Source organism: Haloarcula marina, assembly GCF_024218775.1.
Classification (GTDB): Archaea; Halobacteriota; Halobacteria; order Halobacteriales; family Haloarculaceae; genus Haloarcula; species Haloarcula marina.
Genome location: NZ_CP100404.1, coordinates 1,738,736 through 1,760,020, shown reverse-complemented (window position 1 = coordinate 1,760,020; position 21,285 = coordinate 1,738,736). Strand labels below are relative to the sequence as shown.

The window sequence follows — 21,285 nt, the reverse complement described above, 5'->3', positions numbered from 1 at the left end:
TCAGAGACGCCGGAGCGTAACTCGGAAGTCTGCACCGCCAGCCTCGCTCTCTCCGACCGTGACACTGCCCCCGTAGGACTCCACCAGCGCCCGCACGAAACCGAGGCCGAATCCGCTTCCGGAACTGTCCGGTCCCTTCGCGCCCATCTCGAAAATCTGCTCGCGCACGTCTTCCGGGATGCCGCTTCCGTCGTCGGCGAACCCGACCACGACCTCCTCAGGACTCGATTCTACCGCGTAAACGTCCACGTGGACGTCGCCCTCGTTGTGGACCGCGGCGTTCGAGACGACGTTGGTGAACACCGAGTCCAGTAGTTCGCCGCCGTACACGCGGTAGTCGAACTCCGCGGCGTCGTACGTGACCGACAGCGACTCGTGACTGTGCTCGACGTTGTCGAGCGTCTGTGTCAGTAGCGGAGCGAGGGCGCGCGGTTCGGGTTCGTCCTGTCGTTCGAGCGTGGAGACGAGATTGCCGACGCGTTCGATGAGGTCGGCGGAACTCCGGGCGGCGCGCTGAATCTTGCCGACGTACTCTTCGGCCTGTCCGTCGACCTCCATCTGGACGGCGTCGGCGAATCCCGCGATTATCTGTAGGTCGTTCCCGAGGTCGTGGCGAAGGAGACGGTCGTACATCTCGATCATCTCCTTGCGCGTCTCCAAGTCCTGTCGCGCCCGTTCTAAACGCTCTCGGGACCGGATGTTGCTGACGGCGGTGGCGGCGTGCGAGGCGAGAATCTCTAGCGGTCGGCTCTGTTCGTCGCCGAGCGAGTCGGTCGAGGTCGACCGCGTGACCAGAATCGCGGTCACTTCGTCACCGACCTGCGCGGGGACGGCGAGCGTCGCCCGCACGTCCGACTCCGGGGCTATCCCCGCTCGCTCGTCGCTGGCGATGACCGTCTGTCGGGTTTCGAGCGCTTCTTTCGCGACGGCGCTCGCCTCGTCACCGCTCGATAGCCGCGGATTCGTGCTGTGGACGACGCGAGGGCCCCCCTCTCTGACCTCGATAAACGTGGAGTAAGAGAACTCGAAGAGCAGCGACATGGCTTCGAGCGTGAGCGAGACCACCTCCTCGACGGTCTCACACCGGTTGAGTGCCTGACCGTACTTGTTGAGGTCGGCCACCTGTCTCGCGAAATCCGGTTGTTCTTCGAATGACATTCTCCAACCCGCCCACCACGGACTACTCCAACATGTGAGAGTCTGCCAAAAAACCGTTTCGGACGTTATCCGAGCTGATACGTTCTGGAGCGACGGACGGTATCGGCGTGGACACTCCTCAGTCGAGGCGGTAGCGCAGGAGCGCCGCGATACCGCCGAGGTTCGCCAGTTGTTGCCCGGGTGCGAACTCCGCCGAGAAGACGGTCACGTCGCCGCCCTTCTGCTCGCTCGTCTCGATGAGGCGGTCCACGTCGATGTCCCACTCGCCCTCGCCCGACCGCTCGACGCGGAGGCGTTCGTCGAGGACCAGTAGCGTCTCGATAGCGCCGTAGTCGGCGGCTTTCGCCACTTCCTCGGGGCCGTAGGCGACTTCCGCCCCCTCGCCGATGCGGGCCATCAGTTCGTCGATGAGGTCGGCCTCCTCGGCGATGCGGGTCTGCTGTTGCACGTCCTCGACGGCCCCGCGCTTGAGCACCTCGTGAACGCCCCTGTCGCCGACGCTCGCGGTGTCGACGACGGTCATCTGCTCGGCGATGTCGGGAATCTCCTCGCGGAAGTAGTCCAACGCGTCCTGTTTCGTGAATCCCGGTCCCGCGAGGATGTACGCGTCCACGTCCTGCCGCCGAACCACGTCGGCGAGTTCGGCGAACAGTTCCTTGCGGGGACGGGCGTACTCTCCCTTCCCCGTCGTGGAAGTGAGCGACGCCCGTTCTTCAGTGCCGTACTGGGCGACGGTGTGGACGTGCGCTTCGCCCTCTTCGACGGTGACGATAGCCACGTCGGGGTTCTCAGTCGCCTCGACGGCTTCGGCGAGGCGGTCTTCCTGGTCGGATTTCCACCGTTTCTCGATAGTCAGTTCGGTGTGTTCCTCGACGTTCAGCGTGTGGTGAAAGCCCAGTTGGTCCTCGCGCGAGCAGTCGACGATTTCCCCGCCGACGCGGAGGCGGTTCGCGAACTTCGCGAACTCCACGTCCGTGACTTCCAGTTCGAGCCACAGGTGTTCGCGCTCGCCGCCCTTGTCCCGGAGGTTATCGTCGTTGCGCTGGATGCGCCGCGTCGTATCGCCGGAGACGTGGTCGCCGGGTTCGACGACGTGCGAGAGGTGCCAGAGGTCGTCGAGCGTCTCGGGGACCACCTCGACGCGTTCGCGACCCTCGCCGGTGGCTTCCCGGCTCTTAATCTGCATGGATGGACCTCCATCGCCCGCCCACAAGTGCCCTGCTATTCAGACCGCTGCCTGACCGGTCCGCGCGTCCTCGTCGGCACGGCCGGGGACGTCGATGTCCGAGACGCCGACGCCGATGGCGTACGCCCCCGCGACGTAGCCGTAGAAGACGAAGAAGGGCACGAGCAGTATCCCGATGCCCGTGGCGGCGACGACGCTCCCGACGATTTGGGCGAGGACGGAGATGCCGACGGCGACCAGCCACGCGACGGCGTACCGCCGGTCGGTGGCGACGGTGCGCAACTCACGAGGCGAGAACGCCGACCCGAACCGGCCGGTCCGCGCGAACATCGCGATGGCGGCCGGGAACAGGTACGCCGCAGCGAGCGACAGCAGTACCGCGAGCGAGAGCACGAGCAACGCGAGGAGGAGTCCGCCGACGGCGAAGATGCCGGACGACGGCCCGGTGGGTCCGCCGCCGCCGTCGACGACGACCACGGGGACGAAAAACGACACCGCGGCCACCGCGATTGCCAGCGCCGGAACGATGGCGTACACGATCGAGATGGCGAACGCGACGATGCCGTCGACGAGCAAATCGCCCCACTCGTCGAACGCCGGCGGCGCGTCGGTGTCGCCCGCCGACACCTCCCTGACGGTGCGGACCAGGTAGCCATAAACGAACAGTACCGGAACGAACAGGAACCCCAGTAAGGTCAACACCCCGCCGATGAGGAGCGTCTCTACGTTCTGCTCGCCGTTCCACGGAAATCTAAGTGCGTCTTCGAACATTGTGAATCAGTATCTCGTACTTCGGCCGACGACGGGTAATGACTGTCTGACGATATATCGTCAGTCGTGTGCCAATCTATCGTCAGTCGTGTGACGATACGACCGACCGTACTCGTCACTTGCCGATGGGAGTCGTCAAAAATCTATACCGTCCCGCTCAGGCCGCGGGTTGGCTGGCGGGGGCGTCGGGGCCGTCCTCCACGAGGGGCATCTCCCGAACCGCCGACCCGATAGCGTGCGTCCCGGCCACGTTCGCGTAGAACGTGATGAAGGGCGCGAGGATTGCGCCGATGACCACCACGTTCAACACGCCGATGACGATGGCCGACAGCAGGCTGATACCGAAGGCGACGAGCCACCCGGTCGCGTACGTGCGGCTGAACGCCAGCGGTCGAATCTCGCTGGGCGAGAAGGCCGCCCCGAGGCGGTCAGCGCGGACCCACGACACGATAGCCGCGGGAATCACGTACCCGATGACCAGCGAGACGACGGTCACGAGCGCCAACGCCGCGAAGGCGATGAGGCCGATAGCCAGTCCCGCGCCGCTACTGTCGCCGCCGATAGCCCCGGTCAGACCGGTCGCGAACACCGCCACGAGGGCGATGGTCGCCGGAATCAGCGCGTAGACGAACCCGATGGCGAACACCTTCAGGCCGTCGACGAGCATCTCGCCCCAGTCGTCGAACTCCGGGGGCTCTTCGACGCCGTCGAGAACGCCCCGAAGCGCCCTGACGACGTACCCTAACACGAGGAACGTCGGGACGACGAGGAAGCTAACGAACAGTAGCAATCCGCCGATGGCAACGTTCTTCAGTGCGCTGTCGCTGTTTCGTGGATAGTTTAGTGCTTCTTGAAACATGGTCTGTCTCCCGAGACGCGGTGGAGGACCGTCCCGCCGGGACGAGCCCCTATCAGTCTCTACGTATAATACGACCAACAAGTATATAACCTTGCGTGAGCCGTGCTATTCGTCGACCATCCGACTGCCGCCCGGCGGCAGGAACTCCTGAATCCGGTCGGGACTGGCGACTTTACGGACGAACGTCTCGTCGGCGAAGCGGTCCTTGAACTCCCGGTAGAGGCGTTTGGCGATGTCGTTCTGGGCGTACTGACCCGGTTCCACCGTGATACTGGTGGCCGCCTGTGGGCGGATGGCCGCGGGCGGGCCGCCGACCACCTCCGTCCGGTCCTCGCAGATGATGCCGACGGCGACGCCGACGGGCGTGTCCTCGAAGTAGGTTCGGTCGCCGCGGATGGCGAACCCGCCCTTCTCCAGATACTCGCCGCTCTCGGGCGTCTTCGAGACTTGGTCGGGGTCGACCATGTACACGTCGCCAGCGAACTTCCCGTCTTTCCACACCGAGGAGTACGAGACGGCGAACTGCGCGGCTTGGTCCAGCGACGACTGCGGGAACTCGACTTCCTTCGCGGGTTCGCTCGGGCCGGTGGCTTTCAGCACCGTCACCGGACCGCCGTGAGCCTGCGCGTGGAAGAATTTGTCACCGCGTTCGAGGTACTTCTGGACCAGTTCCTCGTTGTCGTCGGCGTCGCGGCCGCCGATGACGAGGTAACCGTCTGACGTGTGGAACCACCGGAACTGCTCGTACCACTGCTCGTTCTTCCGAATCGGAATCGACGGCTCCGAGAGCCAGTCGGTCGGTTCCCCCTCGTCGTCTTCCTCGTCCGCGGCGTCCGCCCCGCCGTCATCGGCCGTCCACTCCTCGCGGCGCTGTTTCACGGCTTCCAGGTCCTCGCGGGTGTCCTCGATGGCCGCGAGTGCGCCCTCCTTCTTGCCCTCGATTCGCTTGGCCTCCTGATACAGTTCGTCGGCGTTCTTCTCGACGCCGACGCTCGCGTCCACGGTGACGCGCGTGCCGTCGATTTCGAGCGTGACCGTCCCCTCACTGCCGTCGACGCCGACGACGGCCTCGGCTTCGGGGATGCCACGGTCCGCGCCCTCGGCGAACGTCGACTCGATTTCGTCCCACGGCACGTCGTCGGCGCGGGCGGCCTGCACCGTCGAGAGAACGTCGTCGACGAGGTCGTACCGGGCGTAGAGGAGTTCCGCCTTCTCGCGTTCGGCCTCCGCGTCGGCCTCGAAGTCGTCGATGGCCTCCTGCTGTTGGCGGATGATGTGCTCGTACTTCGACACCTCCGCCTCGAAGTCGGGGCGTTTCGTCTCGCCGCCCTCGACTTCGTCCTCTCGCTGGAAGTTGAAGAAGTAGTCGTCCAGCGCGTCGTTGAACGCCTCGAATCCCTCGCTGTAGAGGTGTTCGTACTCTTCGAGGGGGATGGGGGTCACGTCCACTCGCTGGCGGTTCTCCGGGTCCTCCGCGTCACCGTCGCCGGTCGACTCGTAGTACACCCGCGGGTCGAGGTTCCCTTCGCGCAGGCGGGAACCCATCTCTGTGACGATGTCGTACAGTCGTTCTAACTGCTCGTCGGTCACTTCTTCGACGGGGATGTTGTAGTCGATGTCCGCCCGCGAGCAGAGTTCCTCGCCGTAGAGGCCCCCGAAGTTGAGTTGAGTCGCCAGCGTCCGTACGATGTCCGAATCGGACTCGCGGATGCGCGCGACGAACCCTTCGTAGTCGACGGTCAAGGGGTTGAACCGCGCCGACGGGAATTCGTAGGTGGCTCCCGGTGCGACGGTCCGCGATTTGAGGCGCACCGTCTCCAGACAGTCGATTACCTCGCCGTGCTCGTCCAAGACGGCCACGTTGCCGTCGCCGAACAGTTCCGCGACGATGGTGGTAGAGCCGTCCTCGCGGTCGAACTCCAGTTCGATGATACGGTCGAACTCGAACTGCTCGACGCGGACGAGGTCCGCACCGGAGAGTCGGTTACGGAGCATCATCGCGAAGTCCGGCGGCCGCCCCGGCGCGTCGGGGACGTGTTCGGCGGCGGCGACGTGGGCGCGCTTCACGTCGCCCACCTCGATGATGAACTCCACCCGCCCGCGGTCGAAATCCCGCATCTTCAGCCTGACGAGGTCGTCCTCGGTGTAGAGGTACGCCTTGTCGAGTTTCGCCCCGGCGTAGTCGGCGAGTTCCCCCTCCAAGGCCGCGAGGTCGACGCTCGTCAGCTCCCGCTTGTGGTCCATGTCGGTGGCTGTCGGCGGCGACGCAAAGGCCTGTCGGGACCGCACGACCAGCGGGTTCCGCCTCCCGAAGGACAATACGCTCGGGACCCCGAAGCGGTGTATGGACGACGGACCGCGACCGAGGGCCACCCGCCGACGCTTCCTCACCGCGGTCGGCGCGGCCGCGACGGGACTGTTGGCCGGGTGCCCGGGCCGCCGCGTCGACGCGCGACTCGGCCGGGAGACGGTGACGCCCGCACCGGTCCCGACGGCCACGGCGACGCCGCCGGAACCGCTGCTGGACACCGACGCGCCGTGTCCGGGGTTCCCGCTCGACGAATCGCGCCCCGTCACCCGTCACTGCGACGAGTCCGGTGCGACGGCGGGGTCGCCGTTCCGTCTCGAACGCGTCGACAGCGACCGAATCTTGCAACTCCCGCAGGGACGGGTCGGGTTCCGCTACGCCGCGACGGGCGACGCCTCGCTGCGAGGGTTGCGACCGCCGTGGTCGCTTCAGAAGTACGTCGGCGACCAGTGGTTCACCGTGCGACCGACCGCGATAGACATCGACGAGGTGCGGACGGCGACGGGCGGGCGAGGCGAACGCCACTGGGAACTGGCGGTCGACAACGAGGCCGAGGAGTGGCTGGACCCGCGCTCGGACGCCGGGAGCATCGAACTCGACGGCGACGTGACGCGAGTCCCCGTTTCGGGGCTGGGCGGCGGCGTCTACGCCTTCGTCGTCGCTGGCTGGCGTGAGGCGGGCGACGACCGGCGGCCAGTCGCGGTAGGACAGACGTTCGGTGTCGACGGTCCCCGTCTCGAACTGACGCCGACGGCAGCAGTGCAGGACGTGACCAGAGCGGGGTCCACGATAACGGTCACGGCGGACCCTGGTCTCGGCGAAGCGGCGACCTACACCCTGTTCGTCTCCGACCTCTGGCAGAACGTCCCCAGTTACATCCCCGAACAGGCGGCCGCGAATCCGCAGTTCCGGAACCTGCTGTCGGCGTACGTGCCGAGCGCCACCGAAGTCGTGTTACACACGCGCCGTCACCCGTCGTATCCGCCGCCGGTCACCGGTCCGTTCACCGTCGGGGGAGTGAAGTTCGGGATTCGGGAAGGCGGTCCCGAGGGGACGCCCGGCTAGTCAGAGCGTGTCGGCAATCGCCTCGCCGACCTCTAACCCGTTCCGAACGGCGGCGTGAACGCGCGCTTCCTCGGCGACCCAGTCCCCGGCGAAAAAGAGGTCGTGGTCGGACGCGGGCGCGATGGCCTCGCGGTCGACCTGCGCCTCCGGTTGGGAGTAACGCCAGTGCTGATAGTCCGTCCAGTCGGGGTCCGTCAGTCGCTCGTCACCCACCAGGCGGGCGGTCCGCTCGGCGATGGCGTCCAGCATCCGGTCCGGTCGCTCGTCGTAGTTGGCGACCGACCACGGCTCGTTCATCTGAACGAGCAAGAGCGATTCGCCGCCGGGGACGTGCCCGTCTTTGCACTCCTCGCGGGCGACCCAGCCGATGTCGTGGTCCTTGTCGGTGTTGACCGCCGCGTACCACGGCACGTCGAGTTCGAACGGGTAGTGCAGGATGCCCGCGACCACCGTCCGGTATGGAACCGACGCGATGGCCTGCCGGAACTCCCGGCAGTGGTCGTGGTCCCACTTGGCCTCGCCGAGCAAATCTGCGGTCTGCGGGGCTGGCGGCGTGAGCAAGACCCCGTCGAAGCGGCCCCGGTCGGTCCCCTCGTCGTCGACGACCCGCCACCCGTCGTCGAGGCGGTGTAGCGTCTCGACGCGGACGCCGTTCTCCACAGTCGCGTCAGTCTCGGCGAACAGGCGTTTCGCCAGTTGGGTGATGCCCGTCTCGTAGGTCCACTTGTGCTCGTCGGCCTCGCGGCCCTCCCGTATCTCGTCGCTCCGGTCGAAGGCGTAAATCGGCTCCTCGATGTCGACGAGGCCGTCGCTCGGGAGCGTTTCAGTCACCAGTTCGGCGACTCGCTCGTCGTCGGCTTTGATGTAGTTCGCCCCGTACTCGTAGGTGCAATCGTTCTTGCGGCGGGTCGCCGCTCGCCCGCAGACGCCGCGGCTCTTTTCGAGGACCGTCACCTCGATAGGCGTCTCACGGAGGGCGTACGTCGCCGCCGCTCCGGCCGCGCCCGCCCCGACGATTGCCAGCTTCGCCGTCATATCAGAACCCACGGACGGCGGCAGTAAATAATCTCCCCACGCCTCACCGTTGCCAGCGACGCCTACGAGACGCGGCGGGCCAGCGTCCGTAGGGCGTCGCTCCCGCCGGTCACGAGCGGGTCGCCGTGGCCCATCGCCGCCACGGAGAAGTCAGGTAGCCGGTCGGCGAGGCCGCCGACGCTCGCTCGCAGGCGGTCCATATCGTAGGAATCCCCCCAGAACGGGGTCGTCAGCGCCCCCTCCTCCGACCAGACGAGGTCGCCGAGGAAGGCCGTCGACGCGGCCTCGTGGTAGTAGGCGACGTGGCCGGGGTTGTGTCCCGGCGTGTGATAGGCGGTGAAGCCACCGACGGTGTCGCCGTCAGAAAGCGGTCGAACGTCGAGGTCCGGCAGCGGGAACAACCGACGGCTCGCGCGGTGAAAGAGCCCCTTGTGGTGGAGCCACTGCGGGTCGAGGCGGCCGTCGAGCAACGCGAGGTCCTCGCTTCCGACGTAGACGGGGCCGTCGAACGCCGGTACGAGGCGGTTCAGTCCGCCGACGTGGTCGAGGTCGTAGTGCGTCAGCAACACGCGGTCGATGTCCGCCGCTTCGTAGCCCAGCGCGCCGAGTTCGTCGCCGATGGACGGTTCGTTCCACCAGAGACCGGTGTCCACGAGGGTGAGGTCGCTGCCGTGGCTCTCACCATCATCTCCCATTTCGGCGGTTTCCGTGCCGCCGTCTGCCCGGATATCTGTCACGCCGTCCTCGTCCCCGCCGACGCGACGCTCGTCGACGAGATAGGCGTTCGAGGCGAGCGGCGGAACTAACCCGAGTTCCAACAGCCACACCCCCTCACAGAGTCGGCGAACCATACAACCAGTTGGTCCTCGAAGGACAAAACCGCACTGAATAGTGCGTGACATATTCACGCGTCCCTGCCGACAATTTCGGGCCGCTAAGCCGACCTTAGCGTCGATAGCCACTGAGTAGTAATGCGAGTAGGGTTTGGCACAACACCATATGGACGACGATACCTCCGACCGACCGATAGCCCGCCGCGACGTCCTCCGCGCCTCCGGAGGGGCACTCGGGTTCATGGGAATGGGGGGCGGTGGCTCTGAGCGCTGTCCCGACGCGACCTCGCGTCCGGCGATGCGCGACTGCGACGGGTCGACCCGGAAGGGGTGTCGGGACGACCATCCCCGAACGGAGGAGTTACTCGGTGCGGCGACCGAATCCCTCGATTCCGACTTCGACACTGTGGGCGCGCTCCTCGAAGACGGCTTCGTCCCGTACTTCGACGTGCTGACGGGCGACAGTTCGGGGGGGTGGTCACACTGGCTGAACCCCCGCTACATCGGCGACGACTCGATTTTCGACGCGTCACGACCGGCCGCAATCATGGTCGACAACAAGTGGTGGCGACCGCTCGGCCTGATGTTCGTCGCGACACGAGAGGGCGACCGGGTGTCGGCCCCCTCCGTCTACGGCGAGGACGACGAGCAGCGCTGTTCGCCGTGGCATCAGCACGTCGGCCTTCCGGGCCGGTACGCGTGGTGGAAGTACCGACAGCTATGGGGCGACGGCGGCGACGGTTTCAGACTCCCGTGTGACACGCCCTGTATGATGCACGTCTGGACCTACCCGCATCCGGACGGCGTCTACGCCCACGGCGCGCCGCCGCGGGAGAATCGGGGCGGCCCGCCCGCCGAACCCGCGGGGTTCGAGACGAGCGCCACGCCCGGCGAGGACGTTCTGGGCATCGACGTCCTGGCCGAGGAACTGCTCAACAGTTCCGTTGCTCGGTCGTAGCGACAGTCGTGACACGCAGTCGGACCGTCACTTAGCCGTCCAGAAATCGCCGCCACTCGTCACTCTCCGCCACGCGCTTCAATGCCTCGGCGTGGTACTCGATGAGGTGTTCGAGCCGTCGTCGCGCAATCGGCGTTCCGACCCGACCCAAGGGAGCAAACGGCATCTCGAATCGCACGTCGTCGCGCATCAGCGTCCCGCCCTCGCGTGCTTCGAACTCGTGGTCGTGCGAGAGGGACCCGAAGACGCCCGAAACCTGCTCGTCGCGGAACCGGCGCGGGCGGTCGAACGCGACGATTTCGGCGGTGAGTTCGAACGGGAACCCGAACTGCGGCGCGCGGAACGTCACCACGTCGCCCGGTCCAAGCAGTCCCGTCGCGCCCGACGCCGATTCGTTCGGCATCGTCGCGACGTGGGCCTCAACGTGGCGCGCGAGGTCGAACACCCGTGCTCGCGGCGCGTCGATGTACGTCTCCCGCGTGACCCGTGGCATCGCCCGAATCGAGGGGCCGAACCCTCAACGGCTTTCCGCCTCGCGGCCGACGCTTCGGCGTGGTGAGTCGACTCAATCTCCTCGCAGGCCTCCTCTGTCTCGGCGGTGTCGCCGTGCTCGGAATCCTGTACGGGCAGGCATCCATCACCGGCGGCCTCGGACAGACCGTCTTCGCGGGCGGCCTCGCGCTCGCGGGATGTCTGTTCTTGCTCGCCGCAACGGAGCGGACGACGGCGCTCGCGGGCCGACGCGTCGACCTGCAGGACTGTAGCGGCCTCGGCGATATCGCGGTCGGCGTCGCCGTCTTCGGCGGTTTCGCGACCGCTCCCGCAGGCGTCGAGGGCGTCGCCTACATCGTGCTCGTCGGCATCGGCGGCCTGAGCGCAGTGCTGTTCGGCCTTGTCGGCCTCGCTGAGAAGTACGACGCCCTGTGACTCGACTGCCGTCGCCCGTCCCGACGAATATCCCTTCGCCAAGTTTTACCGCGTGGTAAGCTAAGTAGGGCTATGAGCGAGAAGGAGCAGGTGTCGACCAGACCGATTTCGGGCGAGATAGTCCGACACGGGACAGGCGTGCGGTCGAACCGCGCGTTCCCGACGAGCGCGTATCCGCACAATCTGGACCCGTTCGTGCTGTTCGAGCGCTTCTACATCGACCCCGACCAGGGGTTTCCGATGCACCCCCACCGCGGGTTCGAAATCGTCTCGTACATGCTCGACGGCGGGATGGTACACGAGGACTCGCTGGGCATCTCGAACACCGCCACCGAGAACGACGTGATGCGCATCACGACGGGAAGCGGTATCCGCCACTCGGAGTTCCCCGCGGACGGCGAGGCCTGTTCGGGTCTGCAACTCTGGGTGAATCTTCCGCGGTCGCAGAAGGACGCCGACCCCGACTATGTGGACGCGAGCGCCGCCGAACTCCCGACCGAGACGAGGGACGGTGCGACGGTCACGACCGTCGTGGGGTCGGGGTCGCCCGTCGACCTCCGGACGCCGATGGAGTACCTGGACGTGACAGTCGACGAGACGTGGACGTGGTCGCTTCCCGACGGGTGGCCGGGCTTTCTCTACGGCGTCGCCGGGTCTGGGACCGTCGACGGCTATCGATTTACCGAGGGCGACGTAGTACCGGTGACCACCGCGTCTGCCCTGGAGGTGCAGAGCGAGGCGACCCTCCGCGCTGTCGCCGTCGCCGGTCGTCCCCACGAGGAACCCATCGACCAGCGCGGCCCGTTCGTGCTGTAATCGCCGATTCGATACCACGTGCTTACCAGATGGTAAGACTCTTTTTCGAGGCTCTGCTTCCGTCGTGTATGGCAGATATAGTAATCGTCGGCGGCGGTCCCGCGGGACTGAGCGCCGCGCTGTACGCGGCGAAGAACGACCTCGACACGGTACTGTTCGATACGGACGAGTCGTGGATGCACAAGGCGCACCTGTTCAACTATCCCGCGATTCGGTCCATAAGCGGTGACGAGTTCCTCGCAGTCACCCGCGGGCAGGCGAGCGACCGCGGGGCGGCGCTACGCGACGAGGAAGTCACCGACGTGGCGCAGACAGACGAGGGTTTCGTCGTGACCACAGCGGACGGCGAGTACACCGCGTCGTACGTCGTCCTCGCCACGGGCGGCGACCGAAGCCTCGCCGAGGGACTCGGCTGTGCGTTCACCGACGAGGAGGTGGTCGACGTGGACCTCGACATGGAGACGAGCGTCGAGAACGTCTACGCTACCGGCGCGATGGGTCGCGCGGAGAAGTGGCAGGCGGTCATCGCCTCGGGCGACGGCGCGGCCGCCGTTCTCGACATCCTCTCGAAGGAGAAAGGCGAGTACTACCACGACTTCGACATGCCGTCGGACGTGCCCGAACTCTAACCGGGCGTCACGCCCGACATGCAGACGAGTCCCCCCGTTGGCATCCGGTAGTCGTGGGACGCTACCCGTTTTCTCGTCCATCTCACCGACAGACAGTCGACCATATTGTGACGGTTGAAGTGTGTCGAGAACGAACTCGTCGATAGCCCTTCGAGATTCGCACCGTCTCGTTGATTCTACCCCACCGTTCGACCTTGCGGTCGCTCGATCTCCTCACTGCAACTGCTTCGACACGTACGGCCCGTCCTGCACGTAGTCGAGTTTCTCGCGATAGTACTCCCGAACGCCGATGCCCGAGATGACCGCGATTTTCGAGAATCCGGCGTCGCGGGCCAACTCCTCGGCCGTTCGGAGCAGGCGCTTCCCGTAGCCCTTGTGTTGGTGGTCCTCGTCGCCGCCCGCTTGCCCGACGCCGACGGCGTTGCCGTAGACGTGGAGTTCGCGTACCAGCGCGGCGTCCTGCAGTTCGCGCCGGACCGGGTCGTCGGGGAACCGCAGGCGGCAAAAGCCCACGAGCACGTCCTTCTCGAAGTCCTCGAACGAGATGAAGTGCTCCGTGCCGCCGCAGGCCTCGTAGGTCAGCACGTCGAGTTTGACGTTCTCGGCCTCGTTCTCGCTGTGGCCCGCCTCCCGACAGCGGATGCAGTCGCAGGACCAGTCGTGTTTCTCCATCTCCTGCCACGCCAACTGCCGGAGGTTCGACTTCCACACGCCGCCCTCGATGAAGTCCGCGGGGATGTCCCGCTGGACGCGCTGAAGCCGCGTGTAGCGGGGAATCATGTCTTTGATTTCGGCGACGAGTTCCGCCGCCTCCTGATTGTCCAGCGGGTCGAAGTCGTTCTTCTGCCACCAGTCGTAGGTGACTGTCCCCGGGACGACGAGCGTCGGGTAGATTTTGAGGTAGTCGGGCTTCCAGCGCGACTCCGAGAAGATGCGACGGAAGTCCTCTAAGCACATCTCCTTGGACATCCCGGGTTGGCCGGGCATCATGTGGAAGCCGACCTTGAACGCCGAGTCCCGCAGGCGGCGGTTGGCGTCGATGCTCGCCTGCACGCCGTGGCCGCGATGCATCTCGCGATTGATGCGCTCGAAGGTGGTCTGGACGCCGACTTCGACTTTCGTGCCGCCCAGGTCCAGCATCCGGTCGATTTGCTCCGGGTCGCACCAGTCGGGTTTGGTCTCGAACGTCGTCGCGACGTTGCGCACGTCGGCCGTCTCGTTCTCGGCGATGACGTCCTCCAGATAGCGGAACTCGTAGTCCTCGCTGGCCTCGGCGAAACTGACGCCCTCTGCGGGCGAGGGGTCGGCGTCGACGTCGAAGTCGTTCATCGCCTCCAAGGCCCGCTTGACGAACCACTCCTGATAGTCGTGGCTCCGGGCGGTCATCGTCCCGCCCATGATGATGAGTTCGGCCTTGTCGACGGGGTGGCCGATTTCCCGGAGTTGGTTCAGGCGGAGCGTAACCTGTCCGTAGGGGTCGTAGTCGTTCTGCTCGCCGCGGGCGGCGGCGGGTTCGTGGCCGGTGTAGGACTGTGCCGACGAGAACTCGGAGTCGGGGCCGCCCGGGCAGTACAGACACTTCCCGTGGGGACACCGCTCGGGCGAGGTCATGATGGCGATGGGCGAGACACCAGACGCCGTCCGGACGGGCTTTCGCTGGAGGACTTCCTCCAGCACTTCGCGGTGTTCCTGTGGGGCGTAGTCGAGCAGTTCGGAGTTCTGGGGGACCTTCGGGGCCGAGAACTCCCGACAGACGTCTATCTTCGCGGACTCCACGTCGTCGCGTTCCACCTCGCCAGCGAGGATGCGGTCGACCAACTCCGCACACACTTTCTGGAAGGCCTCCGTCTCCGTCGGGTCCGTCTGCTCCGTGCTCATCTGCTTGTGCGAAATCGTCGTCTCGCGCGAATAAGCGTGTCGCTGTCCGGTAGCGGGGTCAAGTACACTGACCCACGGACGGCACGTCGGGTAGAAACGCCAGCGCGACGACCGCGACCATCGACGAAACGACGATGGACACTACCGCCAGGCCACCCCTAATTTCGGTCCGCCTAAATTTCGAAGGGGTTATCAGGATTTAGGCTGGCCTAATCAATATGGTTCACGCTGTCCCACGTACGGAGGCCCCGACACGTCGAGACTACATTACGGCTGGCGGCGCGGTGGTCGCAGGCGGCTTGCTCGCCGGGTGTTCGACCGGAATCGGGTCCGACCCCCAGTCGACCAGCACCGAGGCGACTGCCACACAGGAGCGTTCCTACTCGGTCGAGATGGCCCCCGTCGGCGAAGTAGAGTTCGACGGCGTCCCCGAGACGTGGGTCGCCAACAACGGGAGCTGGGCCGACATGGGCGTCGCCCTCGGTCTCGAACCGCCGAAGGGAGTCTGGCTGACGAGTCGGTATCACACCCAGTACTACGACGAAGTCCCCGGCGTCTCCGTCGACAAGAGCGAGATGGTGTCGCTGTATCAGGACGGGGTCAGCAAGGAACTGTTCTTCGAACTCGACGGCGACGTACACGTCATCGACCCCAACTTCCTGATGAACCGGTTCAAGGGGTGGGACCAGTCTGATGTCGACGAAATCGTCGAGAACGTCGGCCCATTCTTCGGCAACTGCATCTACGCCCAGCACTTTCCGTGGCACGAGGACTACCGCTACTACAACCTCTACGAGGGCTTCGAGAAACTCGCGCAGGTGTTCCAGCGGACCGACCGATACGAGGCGTTCGAAGCACTCCACGACGACTTCCGCTCGAACCTCGCGCCCGTCGTCCCCGGACAGACCGACCGACCCGCCGTCGCCGTCCTCTGGGGCGTCGGCGACGAACCCGAGGAGTCCTACCCGTACATCGTCGGCGAGGGCACCGGCTTCAAGCATCTGCGTGACCTCGGCGTGCGGGACGCGCTCGCCGAGACGAATATTCAGGACTTCCACGGGAGTCGCGCGGCCATAGACCTCGAAACCGTCCTCGACGTGGACCCCGAAGTCCTCATGCTCCGCGGTTACGAGGCGATGACCCGCGAAGAGTTCCAGGACACCGTCGTCGACTTCCTCCGAAACCACGAGACAGCGAGCGCGCTCACCGCCGTCGAGAACGGCGACGTGTACCGCGCGGGTGGGCTGTATCAAGGCCCCATCACGAACCTCGTGCTGACCGAGCGAACTGCGGGCCAACTCTACGACGTTGACGAGGAACTGTTCGACCGCCAGCGCGTCGCGGACATCGTCAACGGGGAGTTCTGACGTGACAGACGCCGTGGACCGGAACACTTCCAGTGGGTCGGACCGCCCGAACGCCTGCGTGAGCGACATCGTCTCGACGGTTCGCGACCGCATCTCGACCCTCGCCGACCCGGACGGGGGCTTCGTCGTCGCCTGTCGCGAGTCCGGACTCCGGCCGGAACCGGTCCGTGACGTGCGGTTTGGCCGGTACGACGACGCGGAGACGGCCGCTCGATTGGCGGCCCGCTACCGCGCGGCGATACGACGCGTCGACCCCGCGCTGGCGACGTACGACTTCGTTGTCTCCGAAGCGAGCGACGAGACGGTCGAAATCGCCCGCGTCCGCGAATGGACCGAGGGACGGCGCGAGAACGGGCTTCCGCAGTCGCGACAGACCGTAACCGTCGCTGGCAACGGGAGCGACGAGTGGCTCCGTGTCGAGAACGGGGCGGTCGTCCACTTCACCGGCCCCGACTCCCTGTTGGACGACGAGTTCGTCACGCGACAACTGGACTCGAAGCTCACGGAGAACGCATGACTCCGCGACAGGTGCTCGGCGGCCGACCGCACGCGGAGGTGCGCTAGCGTGGCGACGACCACCGGTTCGACGTCCGACTCTCAGCAAGCGGGCTGGTTCGACTGGGTCGACGGTCCGCTAGTGACCCTCTGTGCCGGGAGCCTCGTCATCGTCGTCCTCGGCGGCCTCGTGCAGGTGAGTTTCGGGACGTTCTCGATGACGCTCGCGGAGGCGTGGCAGGCGGTTCTGGACCCCGGCGTCCTCCTGAACCTCGAGGCGTGGGGGGCCTTCCTGTTCGGGACGGACCTGCCGGAGATGAGCAAGCAGAGCCTCATCGTCTGGAACATCCGGCTTCCGCGGGTGTTCGTCGCCGTCCTCGTCGGGATGAACCTCGCAGTCTCGGGGTCGATTTTTCAGGCGGTCACCCGGAACGAACTGGCGAGTCCGTTCATCCTCGGCGTCTCCTCGGGGGCGGGACTGATGATTCTGCTCACGCTGGTCGTCTTCTCTGGGCTGTCGACGTTCCTGCCGCTCATCGCCGCACTCGGCGGCGCAGTCGCGTTCCTCGTCGTCTACGCAATCGCGTGGAAGAACGGCACGTCACCGGTCCGTCTCGTCTTGGCGGGCGTCATCGTCGGCACCGTCTTCAGCAGCCTCCAGACGGCGCTGTTCTTCTTCGCCGACGACATCGGCGTCGTCCAGTCCGCTATCGCGTGGACGACGGGGTCGCTGACCGGGACCGACTGGGAGCAGGTGCGCATGGCGCTCCCGTGGAGCGTCGTCGCGATGGTGCTGGCCCTGCTCGGGTCCCGGCAACTGAACGTTCTCTTACTCGGCGAGAGCACGGCCAAATCTCTCGGGATGAGCGTCGAGAAGGTCCGGTTCGCGCTCTCCGGAGTCGCGGTGCTGGCGGCGGCCGCGAGCATCGCCGTCGCGGGAATCGTCGGCTTCGTCGGCCTCATCGTCCCGCACATGGTCCGCAACATCGTCGGCAGCGAGTACAAGCAACTCGTCGTCGGCTGTCTGTTCGCTGGCCCGGCGCTGATGGTCGCCGCCGACGTGGGCGCACGCCTCGGCATGAGCGTCGTCGTCGGGTCCGCCGCGCAGGTCCCAGTCGGTATCGTGACCGGCCTCATCGGCGGTCCGTACTTCCTCTTCCTGATGCGCAAGCAGGACGCGATGGGGGGCATCTGATGCACGAAAGCGGACACGTTCGCGATATCAGCGACGGCCGGGACGAGCGGTCGGGTGACGAAGCGACCGAGACGAACGGGACAGTTACCGAAGCACGGTCCAGCGAACTCGTCGGCGAGGCCCTCGAAATCGGCTATCCGACGACCGACGAACCGGTCGTCGAGTGCGAGAAAGTCCTCCTCCCGGCAGGCGAGGTGACGGCCCTCGTCGGCCCGAACGGCAGCGGGAAGAGCACGCTCCTGAAAGCGATGGCGAACCAGCACGCGCCCGATTCGGGCCGGGTTCTGTTGGACGGCGAGCGGGTGCAATCGGTCGATGCGAAGACACTCGCTACCAAACTGGGGCTGCTGTCTCAGGAGAATCAGTCGCCGGAGAGCATCAGTGTCGAGGACCTCGTCTTCCACGGCCGCTATCCGCACCGCGGCTTCTTCGAGACGGTCACCGACGACGACCGAGAAGCGGTCGACCGAGCCATCGAACTGGCTGGCGTGGGGCACCTGCGCGAGAAAGAGATGGCGAACCTGAGCGGCGGACAGAAGCAACTCGCGTGGATTGCCATGGTGCTCGCTCAAGACACCGACGTGCTCCTGTTGGACGAACCGACGACGTATCTGGACTTGCACCACCAACTGCGCGTCATGGAAGTCGTCCGGACCCTCAACGAGGAAGCGGGCGTCACCGTCGGTATCGTCCTCCACGACATCGGGCAGGCCGCGCGGTTCGCCGACAACGTCGTCGCCATGCAGGACGGCGAACCCTACGACTGGGGACCGCCGAAAGAGGTCGTGACCGAGCAACTGCTCGCCGACGTGTTCAACGTCGACGCGAGCGTCGACAGCGAGAGTCCGACCGGCCCCCACGTCGCCCCGCACGGCGCGCTCTCCGAGTGATTTCGGCTAGCCTAAAAACCGGAACGCATTTATTGTTTTAGGTAAGCCTAAAAATATGGCAACCGACAGGAAAGGCGAAGCCGAACCGACGCGGCGGGAGTACCTGAAGTACGGCGGTGCGGTCGTCGCTGGCGGCCTCTTAGCTGGCTGTACCGACGGCAGTGGTTCTGAGACGACCCCAGACAGCGGTGCGTCGTCGACTGACACCGAGACGGCGACCGACCCGAGCACTACCGTGAGCATATCACCGGTCGGCGACGTGACGTTCGACGCCGCGCCGGAGGACGTGTTCACCGTCTTCCCGCAGTACGCGGACATGGCGGTAGCGCTGGGCCGCGGCGACGCCGTGAACTCCGTCTACGTCCCCGAGATGTCGGGGACGACGTTGAACCACTACACGCACCATCTAGACGGCGTCTCCTTCGACTGGGAGGGGCTGTACGACCCGCTGAGCGGTGGCCTTTCGAAGGAGAAACTGTACGCGCTCGACAGCGACGTCCACCTCGCCGACCCCGCGTGGGCGCCGACGCAGACCAACTGGGACGAGACTGATGTGACCGAAATCGCCGAACAGGTCGCGCCCTGGTTCGGGAACTTCTACAGCGGTACGCGGGCGTCACCGCCCGAGGGATACGACGACTACGAGTACTACACGCTCTGGGACCTGTTCGGGAAAGTCGCACAAGTGTTCGACGAACAGGCTCGCTACGAGGCGCTGGCCGATGTCCACGCGGACCTCGTCTCGACCATCCAGTCCGACTTGCCGCCGAAGTCCGAGCGACCGACGGTCGTCCGGGCGACCCTCGCGGCCGACGGCAGTCAGTTCTACAGTTACCACCTCAACAAACCGGGCTACTGGCTGGCCGACACGCGACCGCTGGGCGCGAACGACGCCTTCGCCGAGGAGGACTGGAGCGGCCTGTGGGGGACTGTCGACTACGAGGCGATGCTCGAAGCCGATCCCGACGTGTTCCTCCACCTCTGGGGGATGACCCCGAGTTACAGCATGACCGAGACGCGAAAGCGCCTCGAAGACCACGAGGTCGGGAGTCAACTCAGCGCGGTGCAAAACGACCGCGTGGTCCCCGCCGGGATGCGCTATCAGGGCCCGATAATGAACCTCTTCCAGATAGAGATGGGCGCAAAACAGCTCTACCCGGACCTGTTCGGCGAGTGGCCGCGCTACGAGGACGGCGAGCACTACCCGGACATCCCCGCGGACGAGCAGTTGTTCGACCGACAGCGCGTCGCGAACATCGTCGGGGGAGAGGTATGACGACCCGTCCGGAATCGACCGCTGTCGACCGACCAGAGATTGGACCGACACTCGTCGAGATTCGAGAATCCATCGAACAGTTTGCGAGCGACGACGGCCGATACTACGTCGTTTGCGGGCGGACCGGCGAGCGACCGGTCCCCGTTGCCGGACGACGCTTCGAAAGCCGAGCGACCGCTCGCGCGGCCCTCGAAGCGACAGAACAGTACCGGTGCGCGCTCCGGCGGTACGACCCGCGAACGCCCCGCTACGACCTCATCGTCTGCGAGGCGTACCCGCCGTTTCGGAAATTCCCTGCCACCGGCACGAGGCCGTCGATACGGCGATAATCGTCGGATACGGCAGTCGCGAAAACAGAATTCAACATGGCCATTTCGATATAGCACTATACGATTTATACGTCGCGAATGCGCCGTAGCGCAGGATGTTGAGTGGCATATTTCTGTCAGTAAAGCCCGAGAAATACGCCGAAAACTACGATTCGAAGGTGACCTGAATCAGGTATTTCACGAGGTACATCGACCCAATAAGCCCCACGAGCATCACGACGAGAACGATGAGTATCATGAACAACCGAACCAGCGCGGGGTCAGCCATGCATCTCCCCCCGTCGTCGCGTAGCGGTTCGAGTTAGTGTCACGTCGCCCATACTGCTCTCTCGATTTTCGAGGCACATCCCGTTTTGGATTCGTGGAGTACGAGCGTAGGACCGGGAAAACGCCCACGACGTCGCCGTGGGCGGAACGCGGAGGAGGACGTGAGTCGCGACGGCGGATCCGTCTGAGAGGCACGAGGCGGAGGAAAGCACGTCGTCCTCAATACGGCGTCAGGAACCGCCGAGCGGACGTTCGTCGTAGACACGATTCGGGACTCCGCCTGTGGATACTTCGATTTCAGCACGTCGACGGCTATGCTTCTCACCGCATCATTGGTCCCGACCGTGGTTCCGACTACGGATTTTGGGATTGCGCTCGATTTACTCGTCGGTTCCGGGACTCCTGGACTGTTTGTCACGTCGTGGCGACGTGTCTTCCACAGACGAACTGCAACGGTCCGTATCCCACTATCGTCCGGCAGGTTCTCGGAGGAGACGCTTCTTTCGCTCGGCAATCCGAAACTCGGCCCTCGCCGCTCAATAACTCTCCCGTGAGGAATGAATCGCGTCGTCGACGCAAGAGACGCTCGATGGCGTACGGGCGTGTTGATACAGCGGGAGTGTACGAAATCCCTCTCCTCAGCCTGTCCCGACGACACAGTTCGGCAGATGCTTGGGAACCACTACAAGGAATCTCCCGTCGACGGTGGATAATTTCCGTTGCGGCCCGTACTCATAGTGTGCCTTGACACACCCTCTCGCTCGGCCAGATGGGGACACGATACAGAAGGACGACAGAAGGAGGTACGAGAACGTCGATATCGATGAAGCCCACTGGCTAGCGACGTGGGCCTCCAGCGGAGACGGTCGTTTCAGAGGGTGAACGAGCGGAGCTCTTGAACGGCGCCGATTGACCGTTGCATCTGTCTCTCTGGGGGACCCTAATGCTCCCCTGCCGACCGGCACGTATCGTTCGTCAGTCTGAACTCGGGACTGACGAGGCTACGAATTTCCCCCTCGTCGGCTGAATTACGCCTCGAAAAC

21 protein-coding genes are annotated in these 21,285 nt (G+C 65.4%); 11 read left to right on the top strand and 10 right to left on the bottom strand.

Annotation, left to right across the window (positions count from 1 at the left end):
- The 5 genes from NJQ44_RS09130 to rqcH all read right to left on the bottom strand — a co-directional run bounded on the left by NJQ44_RS09130 (position 1) and on the right by rqcH (position 6,218).
- Complete coding sequence (locus NJQ44_RS09130; RefSeq protein WP_254271037.1) at positions 1-1,158, bottom strand: sensor histidine kinase; 1,158 nt, start codon at positions 1,156-1,158, stop codon at positions 1-3.
- A 118-nt stretch (positions 1,159-1,276) separates the two neighbouring features.
- On the bottom strand, positions 1,277-2,344 hold the full coding sequence (locus NJQ44_RS09125) for an mRNA surveillance protein pelota (RefSeq protein ID WP_254271036.1): 1,068 nt from the start codon (positions 2,342-2,344) through the stop codon (positions 1,277-1,279).
- Between the two features lie 39 nt (positions 2,345-2,383).
- The gene (locus NJQ44_RS09120) at positions 2,384-3,115 is read right to left on the bottom strand and encodes a DUF4013 domain-containing protein (protein WP_254271035.1); all 732 of its coding nucleotides are present in this window, start codon (positions 3,113-3,115) and stop codon (positions 2,384-2,386) included.
- 157 nt (positions 3,116-3,272) lie between these two features.
- Positions 3,273-3,974: a DUF4013 domain-containing protein gene (locus NJQ44_RS09115; RefSeq protein ID WP_254271034.1), complete on the bottom strand. Its 702-nt coding sequence runs from the start codon at positions 3,972-3,974 to the stop codon at positions 3,273-3,275.
- A 105-nt stretch (positions 3,975-4,079) separates the two neighbouring features.
- A complete protein-coding gene (rqcH, locus tag NJQ44_RS09110; RefSeq protein WP_254271033.1) occupies positions 4,080-6,218 on the bottom strand; it encodes a ribosome rescue protein RqcH in 2,139 nt (712 codons plus the stop codon).
- Here rqcH and NJQ44_RS09105 point away from each other — a divergent pair.
- Positions 6,217-7,347 carry a hypothetical protein gene (locus NJQ44_RS09105; protein ID WP_254271032.1) on the top strand — a complete coding sequence of 377 codons (1,131 nt, stop codon included), beginning with the start codon at positions 6,217-6,219 and terminating at the stop codon, positions 7,345-7,347. The two genes, rqcH and NJQ44_RS09105, sit on opposite strands and share 2 nt — an antisense overlap.
- Here the strand turns inward: NJQ44_RS09105 and NJQ44_RS09100 are convergent, their stop codons facing one another.
- Both NJQ44_RS09100 and NJQ44_RS09095 read right to left on the bottom strand, forming a co-directional pair.
- Entirely contained in the window at positions 7,348-8,382 is a 1,035-nt protein-coding gene (locus NJQ44_RS09100; RefSeq protein ID WP_254271031.1) for an NAD(P)/FAD-dependent oxidoreductase, read from the bottom strand.
- A gap of 62 nt (positions 8,383-8,444) precedes the next feature.
- The gene (locus NJQ44_RS09095; RefSeq protein ID WP_254271030.1) at positions 8,445-9,233 is read right to left on the bottom strand and encodes an MBL fold metallo-hydrolase; all 789 of its coding nucleotides are present in this window, start codon (positions 9,231-9,233) and stop codon (positions 8,445-8,447) included.
- Positions 9,234-9,381: 148 nt separating this feature from the next.
- Between NJQ44_RS09095 and NJQ44_RS09090 the strand changes: the two genes are divergently transcribed.
- Entirely contained in the window at positions 9,382-10,173 is a 792-nt protein-coding gene (locus NJQ44_RS09090; protein ID WP_254271029.1) for a hypothetical protein, read from the top strand.
- Positions 10,174-10,204: 31 nt separating this feature from the next.
- Here the strand turns inward: NJQ44_RS09090 and NJQ44_RS09085 are convergent, their stop codons facing one another.
- Complete coding sequence (locus tag NJQ44_RS09085) at positions 10,205-10,666, bottom strand: SRPBCC family protein (RefSeq protein ID WP_254271028.1); 462 nt, start codon at positions 10,664-10,666, stop codon at positions 10,205-10,207.
- Positions 10,667-10,728: 62 nt separating this feature from the next.
- Between NJQ44_RS09085 and NJQ44_RS09080 the strand changes: the two genes are divergently transcribed.
- The 3 genes from NJQ44_RS09080 (at position 10,729) to NJQ44_RS09070 (ending at position 12,545) form a co-directional block, all read left to right on the top strand.
- Positions 10,729-11,100, top strand: a complete 372-nt coding sequence (locus tag NJQ44_RS09080) for a hypothetical protein (RefSeq protein ID WP_254271027.1) — start codon at positions 10,729-10,731, stop codon at positions 11,098-11,100.
- 72 nt (positions 11,101-11,172) lie between these two features.
- Positions 11,173-11,916, top strand: coding sequence for a pirin family protein (locus tag NJQ44_RS09075; protein ID WP_254271026.1), 744 nt, complete (start codon positions 11,173-11,175; stop codon positions 11,914-11,916).
- 29 nt (positions 11,917-11,945) lie between these two features.
- Positions 11,946-12,545 (top strand): NAD(P)/FAD-dependent oxidoreductase, encoded by a 600-nt coding sequence (locus NJQ44_RS09070; RefSeq protein WP_256557151.1) that lies wholly within the window; start codon positions 11,946-11,948, stop codon positions 12,543-12,545.
- Positions 12,546-12,758: 213 nt separating this feature from the next.
- Here NJQ44_RS09070 and NJQ44_RS09065 read toward each other — a convergent pair whose 3' ends face one another.
- A complete protein-coding gene (locus tag NJQ44_RS09065) occupies positions 12,759-14,423 on the bottom strand; it encodes a tRNA uridine(34) 5-carboxymethylaminomethyl modification radical SAM/GNAT enzyme Elp3 (protein ID WP_254271024.1) in 1,665 nt (554 codons plus the stop codon).
- A 218-nt stretch (positions 14,424-14,641) separates the two neighbouring features.
- Here NJQ44_RS09065 and NJQ44_RS09060 point away from each other — a divergent pair, with 218 nt between their 5' ends.
- The 6 genes from NJQ44_RS09060 to NJQ44_RS09035 are packed head-to-tail and all read left to right on the top strand — an operon-like array spanning position 14,642 to position 19,975.
- Positions 14,642-15,790: an ABC transporter substrate-binding protein gene (locus NJQ44_RS09060; RefSeq protein ID WP_254271023.1), complete on the top strand. Its 1,149-nt coding sequence runs from the start codon at positions 14,642-14,644 to the stop codon at positions 15,788-15,790.
- 1 nt (position 15,791) lies between these two features.
- Positions 15,792-16,307, top strand: a complete 516-nt coding sequence (locus NJQ44_RS09055) for a DUF7552 domain-containing protein (protein ID WP_254271022.1) — start codon at positions 15,792-15,794, stop codon at positions 16,305-16,307.
- Positions 16,308-16,355: 48 nt separating this feature from the next.
- Positions 16,356-17,480 (top strand): FecCD family ABC transporter permease, encoded by a 1,125-nt coding sequence (locus tag NJQ44_RS09050; protein ID WP_254271021.1) that lies wholly within the window; start codon positions 16,356-16,358, stop codon positions 17,478-17,480.
- Positions 17,480-18,370 carry an ABC transporter ATP-binding protein gene (locus tag NJQ44_RS09045; RefSeq protein ID WP_254271020.1) on the top strand — a complete coding sequence of 297 codons (891 nt, stop codon included), beginning with the start codon at positions 17,480-17,482 and terminating at the stop codon, positions 18,368-18,370. The genes NJQ44_RS09050 and NJQ44_RS09045 overlap by 1 nt, the downstream gene beginning before the upstream one ends.
- A 55-nt stretch (positions 18,371-18,425) precedes the next feature.
- Complete coding sequence (locus NJQ44_RS09040) at positions 18,426-19,646, top strand: ABC transporter substrate-binding protein (RefSeq protein WP_254271019.1); 1,221 nt, start codon at positions 18,426-18,428, stop codon at positions 19,644-19,646.
- Positions 19,643-19,975, top strand: a complete 333-nt coding sequence (locus tag NJQ44_RS09035; protein WP_254271018.1) for a DUF7552 domain-containing protein — start codon at positions 19,643-19,645, stop codon at positions 19,973-19,975. The genes NJQ44_RS09040 and NJQ44_RS09035 overlap by 4 nt, the downstream gene beginning before the upstream one ends.
- A 145-nt stretch (positions 19,976-20,120) precedes the next feature.
- Here the strand turns inward: NJQ44_RS09035 and NJQ44_RS19465 are convergent, their stop codons facing one another.
- Positions 20,121-20,243 (bottom strand): hypothetical protein, encoded by a 123-nt coding sequence (locus NJQ44_RS19465; RefSeq protein ID WP_256557150.1) that lies wholly within the window; start codon positions 20,241-20,243, stop codon positions 20,121-20,123.
- Between the last annotated feature and the right edge of the window lie 1,042 nt (positions 20,244-21,285).

Excerpts from the sequence above, each read along its gene's own strand:
- NJQ44_RS09130 (WP_254271037.1), bottom strand. The coding sequence starts at position 1,158 with ATGTCATTCGAAGAACAACCGGATTTCGCGAGACAGGTGGCCGACCTC.
- NJQ44_RS09125 (WP_254271036.1), bottom strand. The coding sequence starts at position 2,344 with ATGCAGATTAAGAGCCGGGAAGCCACCGGCGAGGGTCGCGAACGCGTC.
- NJQ44_RS09120 (WP_254271035.1), bottom strand. The coding sequence starts at position 3,115 with ATGTTCGAAGACGCACTTAGATTTCCGTGGAACGGCGAGCAGAACGTA.
- NJQ44_RS09115 (WP_254271034.1), bottom strand. The coding sequence starts at position 3,974 with ATGTTTCAAGAAGCACTAAACTATCCACGAAACAGCGACAGCGCACTG.
- NJQ44_RS09105 (WP_254271032.1), top strand. The coding sequence starts at position 6,217 with ATGTCGGTGGCTGTCGGCGGCGACGCAAAGGCCTGTCGGGACCGCACG.
- rqcH (WP_254271033.1), bottom strand. The coding sequence starts at position 6,218 with ATGGACCACAAGCGGGAGCTGACGAGCGTCGACCTCGCGGCCTTGGAG.
- NJQ44_RS09100 (WP_254271031.1), bottom strand. The coding sequence starts at position 8,382 with ATGACGGCGAAGCTGGCAATCGTCGGGGCGGGCGCGGCCGGAGCGGCG.
- NJQ44_RS09095 (WP_254271030.1), bottom strand. The coding sequence starts at position 9,233 with ATGGTTCGCCGACTCTGTGAGGGGGTGTGGCTGTTGGAACTCGGGTTA.
- NJQ44_RS09090 (WP_254271029.1), top strand. The coding sequence starts at position 9,382 with ATGGACGACGATACCTCCGACCGACCGATAGCCCGCCGCGACGTCCTC.
- NJQ44_RS09085 (WP_254271028.1), bottom strand. The coding sequence starts at position 10,666 with ATGCCACGGGTCACGCGGGAGACGTACATCGACGCGCCGCGAGCACGG.
- NJQ44_RS09075 (WP_254271026.1), top strand. The coding sequence starts at position 11,173 with ATGAGCGAGAAGGAGCAGGTGTCGACCAGACCGATTTCGGGCGAGATA.
- NJQ44_RS09070 (WP_256557151.1), top strand. The coding sequence starts at position 11,946 with ATGGTAAGACTCTTTTTCGAGGCTCTGCTTCCGTCGTGTATGGCAGAT.
- NJQ44_RS09065 (WP_254271024.1), bottom strand. The coding sequence starts at position 14,423 with ATGAGCACGGAGCAGACGGACCCGACGGAGACGGAGGCCTTCCAGAAA.
- NJQ44_RS09060 (WP_254271023.1), top strand. The coding sequence starts at position 14,642 with ATGGTTCACGCTGTCCCACGTACGGAGGCCCCGACACGTCGAGACTAC.
- NJQ44_RS09045 (WP_254271020.1), top strand. The coding sequence starts at position 17,480 with ATGCACGAAAGCGGACACGTTCGCGATATCAGCGACGGCCGGGACGAG.
- NJQ44_RS09040 (WP_254271019.1), top strand. The coding sequence starts at position 18,426 with ATGGCAACCGACAGGAAAGGCGAAGCCGAACCGACGCGGCGGGAGTAC.
- NJQ44_RS09035 (WP_254271018.1), top strand. The coding sequence starts at position 19,643 with ATGACGACCCGTCCGGAATCGACCGCTGTCGACCGACCAGAGATTGGA.
- NJQ44_RS19465 (WP_256557150.1), bottom strand. The coding sequence starts at position 20,243 with ATGGCTGACCCCGCGCTGGTTCGGTTGTTCATGATACTCATCGTTCTC.